At 62.1% G+C, this 7,637-nt stretch carries 10 protein-coding genes; 6 read left to right on the top strand and 4 right to left on the bottom strand.

What is annotated here, in order from left to right; genetic code table 11:
* The 5 genes from AC1RUR_RS07155 to AC1RUR_RS07135 form a co-directional block, all read left to right on the top strand.
* A partial coding sequence (locus tag AC1RUR_RS07155; RefSeq protein ID WP_492842389.1) for an ABC transporter ATP-binding protein occupies positions 1–419 on the top strand: 419 nt, incomplete at its 5' end.
* A 181-nt stretch (positions 420–600) separates the two neighbouring features.
* Complete coding sequence (locus AC1RUR_RS07150) at positions 601–1,428, top strand: alpha/beta hydrolase (protein ID WP_492842388.1); 828 nt, start codon at positions 601–603, stop codon at positions 1,426–1,428.
* Positions 1,429–1,605: 177 nt separating this feature from the next.
* A complete protein-coding gene (locus tag AC1RUR_RS07145) occupies positions 1,606–2,148 on the top strand; it encodes a 2'-5' RNA ligase family protein (protein ID WP_492842387.1) in 543 nt (180 codons plus the stop codon).
* A 152-nt stretch (positions 2,149–2,300) separates the two neighbouring features.
* Positions 2,301–3,428 (top strand): serine hydrolase domain-containing protein, encoded by a 1,128-nt coding sequence (locus AC1RUR_RS07140; protein WP_492842386.1) that lies wholly within the window; start codon positions 2,301–2,303, stop codon positions 3,426–3,428.
* Between the two features lie 59 nt (positions 3,429–3,487).
* Positions 3,488–3,856 carry a VOC family protein gene (locus tag AC1RUR_RS07135; protein ID WP_492842385.1) on the top strand — a complete coding sequence of 123 codons (369 nt, stop codon included), beginning with the start codon at positions 3,488–3,490 and terminating at the stop codon, positions 3,854–3,856.
* A gap of 17 nt (positions 3,857–3,873) precedes the next feature.
* Here the strand turns inward: AC1RUR_RS07135 and AC1RUR_RS07130 are convergent, their stop codons facing one another.
* Positions 3,874–4,527: a hypothetical protein gene (locus tag AC1RUR_RS07130; protein WP_492842384.1), complete on the bottom strand. Its 654-nt coding sequence runs from the start codon at positions 4,525–4,527 to the stop codon at positions 3,874–3,876.
* On the opposite strand from AC1RUR_RS07130, the gene AC1RUR_RS07125 reads away from it, so the two are divergent.
* Entirely contained in the window at positions 4,526–5,080 is a 555-nt protein-coding gene (locus tag AC1RUR_RS07125; protein ID WP_492842383.1) for a hypothetical protein, read from the top strand. The two genes, AC1RUR_RS07130 and AC1RUR_RS07125, sit on opposite strands and share 2 nt — an antisense overlap.
* Positions 5,081–5,587: 507 nt before the next feature.
* On the opposite strand, the gene AC1RUR_RS07120 is transcribed toward AC1RUR_RS07125, so the two are convergent.
* Genes AC1RUR_RS07120 through AC1RUR_RS07110 form a run of 3 tightly spaced genes read right to left on the bottom strand, consistent with a single transcriptional unit; the run spans position 5,588 to position 7,637 of the window.
* Complete coding sequence (locus tag AC1RUR_RS07120; RefSeq protein WP_492842382.1) at positions 5,588–6,295, bottom strand: hypothetical protein; 708 nt, start codon at positions 6,293–6,295, stop codon at positions 5,588–5,590.
* Positions 6,292–6,729 (bottom strand): acyl-CoA thioesterase, encoded by a 438-nt coding sequence (locus AC1RUR_RS07115; RefSeq protein WP_492842381.1) that lies wholly within the window; start codon positions 6,727–6,729, stop codon positions 6,292–6,294. Before AC1RUR_RS07115 ends, AC1RUR_RS07120 begins: the two co-directional genes overlap by 4 nt.
* Positions 6,729–7,637 carry a fumarylacetoacetate hydrolase family protein gene (locus AC1RUR_RS07110; RefSeq protein WP_492842380.1) on the bottom strand — a complete coding sequence of 303 codons (909 nt, stop codon included), beginning with the start codon at positions 7,635–7,637 and terminating at the stop codon, positions 6,729–6,731. The genes AC1RUR_RS07115 and AC1RUR_RS07110 overlap by 1 nt, the downstream gene beginning before the upstream one ends.

Here is a 7,637-nt window from a genome sequence, read left to right as displayed (position 1 = left end):
TCCTGCTCGGCTCCTACAGCCTGCGCGACCGCTCGGGCGTGCAGAAGACGCTGGACGAGGTCTATGATCGCTTCCCGCGGCTGAAGGAGCGGCAGCGTCAGGCCGCAGGCACCCTCTCCGGCGGCGAGCGCCAGATGCTCGCGCTCGGCCGCGCGCTGATGGCCAAGCCGAAGCTTCTGATGCTGGACGAGCCGAGCCTCGGCCTTGCGCCACTGATCGTGCGCGAGATCTTCCGCACCATCGCGTCCTTGCGCGATCTCGGTGTCTCGATCCTGCTGGTCGAGCAGAACGCCCGCGCCGCGCTGGAGACGGCGGACTACGGTTATGTCCTCGAGACCGGCGAGATCGTGCAGTCGGGTCCTGCCAAGGATCTCATCCATGACCCCAGGCTGATCACAGCCTATCTCGGCGGACACTAGAGCGAGCCGGGATCGCACCCGGCGGGCCGCACGACAAGATCATCGAAAACAACCCCATGCACAGTAGCGGGTGACAGCGATGTCAATGGCTTAGTCACAGACTTACGGATTTTACGAAATGCGCTTGACCCGTCGGGCAAAACAGTGGCATGATGCCATCGTCGCCGCACATGGATAGTCGATGGCTTCACCCGCCAACCCGGTCATCCCAGATTTCCGACATGAACCGCAAAATACCAGCTTGTCGCACCATGACTTCACGCTGACTCCAATCGGCCGTGCTCCACTTCTGCCGACGCTGTGGGACTCGATCGTGAATCGCTCTTGTGCAGCCTTTTTCGGCCTTGCCGCCGTCCTCACCACTGCCTCCGCATCTGCCGCCGAGACCGTCACCATCGCGGGCTCTCGTGCGGTGCTGATCAAGCAGGGCTTGCCGCAGGCGAGCGTGATCCTGATGCCGGGCAGCGATGGCGCGATTCTGGCTGGCGATCATGGTGACATCCACGGCCTGAACGGCAATCAGCTCGTTCGTACCCGCTACGCCTATGCGGCGCGCGGGCTTGCGGTGCTGGTGGTCGATGTCAGCACCGACCTCGGGAGCGCCGTCGACTATATGGCGGCGATCAAGCGCCCGGTGACAGTGATCGCAACCAGCGCTGGCACGTGGCGCGCAGCCGAGGGGATTGCACGTGGCGCGAAGCCTGACGCACTGGTACTGACCTCAGGCATCCTCAGCCCGGAGTCCGGGCCAGCGTCGAAAAACGTTGAATCAATACTCGGCTCGCCGTCGGCGCTGCCGCCCACACTGGTGATTCATCACCGCTATGACGGCTGCAATCTCACCCGGCCCGCCGGCGTTGCGCCCTTCATCAAATGGGCCGGCGGTCGCGCGCGCGTGAGCTGGCTTCTGGGCGGCGTCAACGAGGGCAAACCGTGCTACGCCGATGCCTATCACGGATTCAACGGCCTCGACGGCCAAGTCGTCGGGCTCGCCGCCGGCTTCCGCTGAACCGTCGTTGCGCGGTCGAAAAGACGAGGCTGGCAACTCGGTCAAAGATGGCCCGGGCCGTTCAAAACGAACGCTACCGTCTACGCCGCGCTGCGTCTTATGGTGCTCGTGACCCCATTGCAGACCCTCGACGCGTGGATCAAGATACAGAAACCTACACCCTGGGCAGGGCCTTCGATGGCACTCGCGATCAATATTCGAGCCGATAACGCTTCCGCGAACGAAATCGAACGGCTATGGGACCAGGTCGCGGTCTTCGAGGACGAGCCGTCGATGCGTGTCCTTGGCTACCGACCACATCTGACATTCGCGATCTATGATTCGCCCGGGATCGAAGAGAGGGCCGCGTGGGCAGCAATGGAGTCCGCGACCGCGGGCGAAGCACAACTGGCTATCCGGTTCAGACGAATCCGATGGTTCATAGGCCCGCCACTCGTGTTGTGGGCCGAGCCTGAAGCGAACGAGACTCTCGCAAGGTGGCACGCTTCGATCAGTGCCTCCATTGACCCGGCCCATTGTCGGCCACACTATCGGCCCGGCGCCTGGACGCCCCATTGTACGCTTGGCACTCGCATAACCGATGGAATGAGCAAGGCTGCCATCGCCTTTGCGCAGTCGTTCGATCGACTGATTGAAGTGAATTTCGATGTAGTGGATTGCGTCGTCTTCCCGCCCGTGCGGATCGTTGCGCAACGGGAGTTGCCGAAGGGCGTTCCGTAACGCCACGATGGCGGCTTCTGCTCCCAATATTTGGTGACCGACGGAGATCGGAAGTGGCTGCCGGCAAGACGGGGCTCTTGCCCCCCTGGACATTCACGGACGGGCGCCCGCCTGATATAGAGGGATACCTCCCGGATTAGAGCTTTCGCCCCGTGCCAGATCGTCGTCAGATCCTTTCAGGAATAGGAGCAGCAGCCCTGGTTTCGCCGATCCTGCCTGCTTGGGGGCAGCAACGGCCGACGCGCGTTCCGGAAACATTCGCCGCTGACGTGATCCGACGGCTCGATCAAGCGATCGCTGAACGGCGCGTATGGAATATTCATGGTCTTGTCGTTGTTCAGAACGGAAAGCTGATCGTCGAGCGCTATTTCGAGGGTCAAGATCGCGAGAGAGGCGCTGGCGATCTCGGGACGGTCAAGTTTGCGGCCGAGACGCTCCACGATCTGCGGTCCTGCTCGAAGAGCATCGTGGCCTTGCTTTATGGGATCGCCCTTCAGCAAGGCAAGGTGCCCGCGCCGGAGGCGAGCCTGCTTTCCGGGTTCCCGGAGTATCGTGATCTTGCCAACGAGGAACGTTCACGTGTGACCATCCATCATGCGCTCTCAATGACCATGGGAACGGATTGGGATGAGAGCAGCTTGCCGTATGGCGACCCTCGCAACAGCGAAACAGCCATGGACGAGTCTCCCGACCGTTATCGTTACATCCTGGAACGACCGGTCGTCGACAGGCCCGGCGCGCACTGGACCTATTGCGGCGGAGCAACCGCGTTGCTCGCCCGCTTGATCGCAAAGGGGGCAGGCAGGTCACTGCACGACTTCGCCCGCGAGTCTCTTTTCGATCCCCTCGGCATGGGGCCAACGCAATGGGCCACGGGGCCTGATGGCGAGCCATTTGCTGCTTCAGGCGCGCGGATGTCGGTTCGCGACCTCTCGCGGATTGGAGCGTTGATGCTCTCCGATGGGCAGCTCGACGGCCGACAGATCGTTCCTGCGGAATGGATCATGCGTTGCACGACGCCGGTGGCCAGTTCCGACGAGCTGCGCCGCTACGGCTATCAATGGTTTCTTCTCGATGTGGCCTTCGGCAAGCCGAAGGGATGGGCTCCCGGGCGCCTGGAGCGCATGTGGATGGCGCAAGGGGAAGGCGGCCAGCGCCTGTTCATGATTCCCGCGTTGCAGCTCGTCATCGCCTTGACCGCCGGAAACTACGCGGCGGAAGATCAGTGGATTCCACCAACACGCGTGCTGCGGGAAATCGTTCTGGCGAGCGTATCGTAGGGTGGGCAAAGCGTAGCGTACCCACCGTGCGCAATGAGGATAAAATGGTGAGTTGCGGTATGAAACAACGCCTTACAGCCATCCTGCCCTGCAACGACCTGGATGCTGCCCAAAAGTTCTTTGAGCGGCTCGGCTTCAAAGTCGATGGTGGGCCGGATGACTATCGCATGATGAGTGACGGACGCGGTGGAGACGTTCATCTCCAGGCGGCAGTGGACGGCTGGTTGCTGCCGGGCCGAAACCCGTTTGGATTGTACCTCTACCGCGAAGATGTCGATCAGCTTGCGACGGCGTTTGCGGGAGAGATCATCGAACCCGAAGGCCCGACCGATAAGCCTTGGGGCATGTACGAGTTCGCAGTCAACGGGCCGGACGAGACACTTGTCAGGATCGGTTGGCCAACGCGGCTCAGACCTATGTCGGACTGAACCTCCGTTCAGTCTACCTAAGACTTCGGCCGCACCACCTTCGTCAGCATCGGAAAATGCTTGTTGCCGCCGGCGAATGGCGGAAACTTCACGAAATCCGCGCGCATGCGCTTGATCACGTCGGAGCCGAGCGCCTGTGCGAGAGCTTGCGGGCTGTCGAACACCAGCTTGTTGCGCTGCATGTGCTCGACACGCTGCGACGGCAGCCGGTCGATCCAATCGATGCGGGTGTAGATCTCGATCTGGCGAACGTCCGGGAAGGTCCGCATGATCGCTGGGTGGTGCTCCAGATAATGCAGGTTCCAGGCGTTCATGTCCTCGGCCGGGCCGGGATAGTGCACGAGGTAGCTGCACGGCGTGGTCGTACCTGCCGGATGCGCGGCGACATCGACGGGAAACGCGCTAATACAAGGGTGGGCAAAGCGTAGCGTGCCCACCATTCGCAGTGAGGATAGAATGGTGGGCACGGCGTGCAAAGAGCACGCCTTTGCCCGCCCTACGGAGCTATGCGCCGCGAAGCCTACGGACCCAACGGCGCGAGTTCCGCTACATTTGCCGTTGAGCCAAACGCACCATGCGGTCGGCATGTTGCCGTCCCTGGCACTGATGAAGAAATTATAAACGGTTGTCGCGCTACAACACCGCACCTCCTGCGCGATGCGAGAGAACATGAAAAACATCTTCGCGAAACCGGAAAACGTACTGACATTGTGCGGCCTTGCCCTTGCCGACATGGCGTTGCTCCTGTCGGTGCCGCAGTATGTGCCCACGCTTCATCTCGCCAAGACGTCCTTCTGGAACGGCACGAGAATCAACCAGATTCGCTTCGGGTCATATCCCAATGTGGGTTTGGCAGAATTGGCGAGAGCCGAAGCCGCCAGGCACGCAGGGACGTGGGATGCCTGGGCCTTTGCCTGCATCGCTCTCCAGCCAAATGACAAAGAAAAGCCCGTCCTTCTCGTGGATGCGGGAGAAGCGCCGGTCGCGAACAACGTTCGTGTCATCCAGGAGCTTCGCCTGCCCGATAACGGCTTCGGCCTGTACGGCAGACCACGGTTCAGCTTGAACGTCGACGGCGATGCCTTGCCGCTGGATGAAGCGGAGGCCTCGCGTTGGCATGCCTTTCTCCACAAGGGGATCAGCAAGCTGAAGGCCGCCGCCGACAATTGGGAACGATGGAGCATCCCGTCACCCGATGAAACGGCGTTGCTTACACCGAGATGACGCCAAGGGCCGTATATGGTCCACCGCAATGGATTTCGACTGACGCCGCTTAGGTCCGCCTTGGCTCGAGGAGTAGATCTGGTTTACCGATCGTGAATATTTCGGCTTCCGCGGCCCTTTTCGGACGCGTTGAGCCCTGCAATTCGAGTCTGCCATGAGCGCCAAAGCGGACGTCAGGCGATCAATTCCAATTCACGGGCTCACGCAGCATTCTTTCACGCTCTCGGCCGTCTATCGCGGAAGCGGCCGCAGGCTCGGTGCACCTCTCCCGCCTGCGGGACGGGATCTCCCCGCGTCGAGATTGCCAGGGATTGCGGAGGTTGTCCCTGCGTGGTGAGAGCCCTCACCCGCCGCGCTCTGCGAGCGCGTCGGCCTCTCCCGCAAGCGGGAGAGGCGAAGCAAGCCCACGGACAATCTTCGTGAAATTCATATCCGATTGCCCTACCTTGCGAGGGAGGGAGCACACTTCCCTCGTTGCGGCATTTGAACCTGATCCCCTCATGGCTCCTAGCGCCCAGGGATCACCACCTTTGTCAGCATCGGAAAATGCTTGTTGCCGCCGGCGAATGGCGGAAACTTCACGAAATCCGCGCGCATGCGCTTGATGACGTCGGAGCTGAGCGCCTGCGCGAGAGCTTGCGGGCTGTCGAACACCAGCTTGTTGCGCTGCATGTGCTCCACGCGCTGCGACGGCAGCCGGTCGATCCAATCGATGCGGGTGTAGATCTCGATCTGGCGGACGTTGGGGAAGGTCCGCATGATCGACGGATGGTGCTCCAGATAATGCAGGTTCCAGGCGTTCATGTCCTCGGCCGGGCCGGGATAGTGCACGAGGTAGCTGCACGGAGTTATAGCCCCAACGGGATGTTCGGCGACATCGACGGAAAACGCGCGCGTCAGCATCGCCTGATGCGTGACATCAAGTCCGGCGAGGCCCGGCAAGCCCGCGCCCGTTGCAAGACCGGCAAGGACGCCGCCGCGGTCCATCGCCGCCTCGCAGGCGAACAGGTCGGGAAAGCGCAGTTGAAGCGCAAACACCGGGCCGGAGCCGTCGGCCTTGTAGGGATGATCGACCGACTGTTCGAGCGGCGTGAACAGCAGGCCCTCGGTCATGTCAGGGATCGATCCGAGCAGCCTGGCTACGGCGGCAACCTCGTCAGGGTGAATGCGCCGTTCGCCTGTGGACTCCGAGAATGTCATGAACAGCGAGATCATGCGGGCGTTACCTCCGCGCCCTCGCCTACGCCCACCTGGGCCATCAGTGCGGCCCTGATATCATCGGGCCACGGGATCGCATGATGATCCACCAGCGACGTTGCGGCCAGGATCTGGCGGGCGCGCCAGCGCACGACGTTCGCGCCGGAGACGACATGCTCCAGATGGAGCGACGATCCGCCGACCCTGGCGATGCGCAAGTTGAACGTCAAGAGATCGCCGAACATCGAGGGACGGGAGAAGTCGCACGCGAGATGCACCGTGGGCGTCCCGATCTTGCGGACCGTGATCAGCTCCGGCCATGGAAATCCGATTGTCGCCCAGAAGTCCTCGACGACGCCGTTGAGGATGTTCAGGTAGGACGGGAAATACGCGATGCCGGAAGGGTCGCAATCGCCGAACCTGAGCTCGCGATCGAACGAGAAATTCGTCATCAGATCGCAACGACCGGGTGCCTGATGACGCCGACCCCGTCGACCCCTGCTTCCACCACGTCGCCCGGCCACAGCCATTCCTGCGGGCTCATGCCGGCGCCGACGCCTTCCGGCGTTCCCGTGGCAATGATGTCGCCCGGCTCCAGCGTCATGCCCGACGATATGTCGGAAATCAAAACCGGGATGTCGAAGATCATGTATTTGGTGTTGGAGTCCTGCTTCATGACGCCGTTCTTGGTCAGCCACAGCCTGAGATCATGTGGATCGGGAATCTCGTCCGCGGTCACGATGCAGGGGCCGAACGGCGCATAGGTGTCCATGCCCTTGGAGAAGATCCACTGGCCGGCGCGGCGATTGTCGCGCGCGGAGATGTCGATCATCACCGAATAGCCGAAGACGTGGTCCATCGCCTTGTCGGTCGCAATGCGCGTTGCGGTCTTGCCGATGATGACGGCGAGCTCGACCTCCCAGTCGAGTTGCTGCGTCATCTTCGCGTTATGCTGGATCGCGCCGCCCGGGCCGATCACCGAGGTCGGCGGCTTGGAGAAGACGACCGGCTGCTTCGGCAGGTCCTTGTCGGTATCCAGGCTCTTGGCGGATTCGGCCACATGCGCGCGATAGTTCAGCCCGATGCCAAAAATGTTCTTGCGGGGCCGCGGGATCGGGGCCTGCAGCTTCACGTCCTCGACCGGAACGGCGGAGCCGGCGGGCAAGCGTCCATCGGCGTCGTCCAGCCGCTCCTTCAGCGCCGGCAGCAGCGTCACGCTGTTGTCGATGAATGACAGCATGTCGCTCGGCCATGTCACACCGCTGGACGCACCGAGGTGCTCGACATCGACGACCAATCCGTTGACGAGAACGCCGAGACGGGCACCGCTGGAGCCCAAAGTGTAAGTGACGAGGCGCAT

The sequence above is a fragment of the Bradyrhizobium sp. GW821-FHT12B03 genome (assembly GCF_058807535.1).
Note: the sequence above shows the minus strand (reverse complement) of the source record. Positions and strands in the feature narration are given on the sequence as shown.

Coding starts and splice junctions, on each gene's coding strand:
- AC1RUR_RS07145 (WP_492842387.1), top strand. CDS start 1,606: ATGGCACTCGCGATCAATATTCGAGCCGATAACGCTTCCGCGAACGAA.
- AC1RUR_RS07125 (WP_492842383.1), top strand. CDS start 4,526: ATGAAAAACATCTTCGCGAAACCGGAAAACGTACTGACATTGTGCGGC.
- AC1RUR_RS07135 (WP_492842385.1), top strand. CDS start 3,488: ATGAAACAACGCCTTACAGCCATCCTGCCCTGCAACGACCTGGATGCT.
- AC1RUR_RS07130 (WP_492842384.1), bottom strand. CDS start 4,527: ATGTTCTCTCGCATCGCGCAGGAGGTGCGGTGTTGTAGCGCGACAACC.
- AC1RUR_RS07110 (WP_492842380.1), bottom strand. CDS start 7,637: ATGCGCCTCGTCACTTACACTTTGGGCTCCAGCGGTGCCCGTCTCGGC.
- AC1RUR_RS07150 (WP_492842388.1), top strand. CDS start 601: ATGGCTTCACCCGCCAACCCGGTCATCCCAGATTTCCGACATGAACCG.
- AC1RUR_RS07115 (WP_492842381.1), bottom strand. CDS start 6,729: ATGACGAATTTCTCGTTCGATCGCGAGCTCAGGTTCGGCGATTGCGAC.
- AC1RUR_RS07120 (WP_492842382.1), bottom strand. CDS start 6,295: ATGATCTCGCTGTTCATGACATTCTCGGAGTCCACAGGCGAACGGCGC.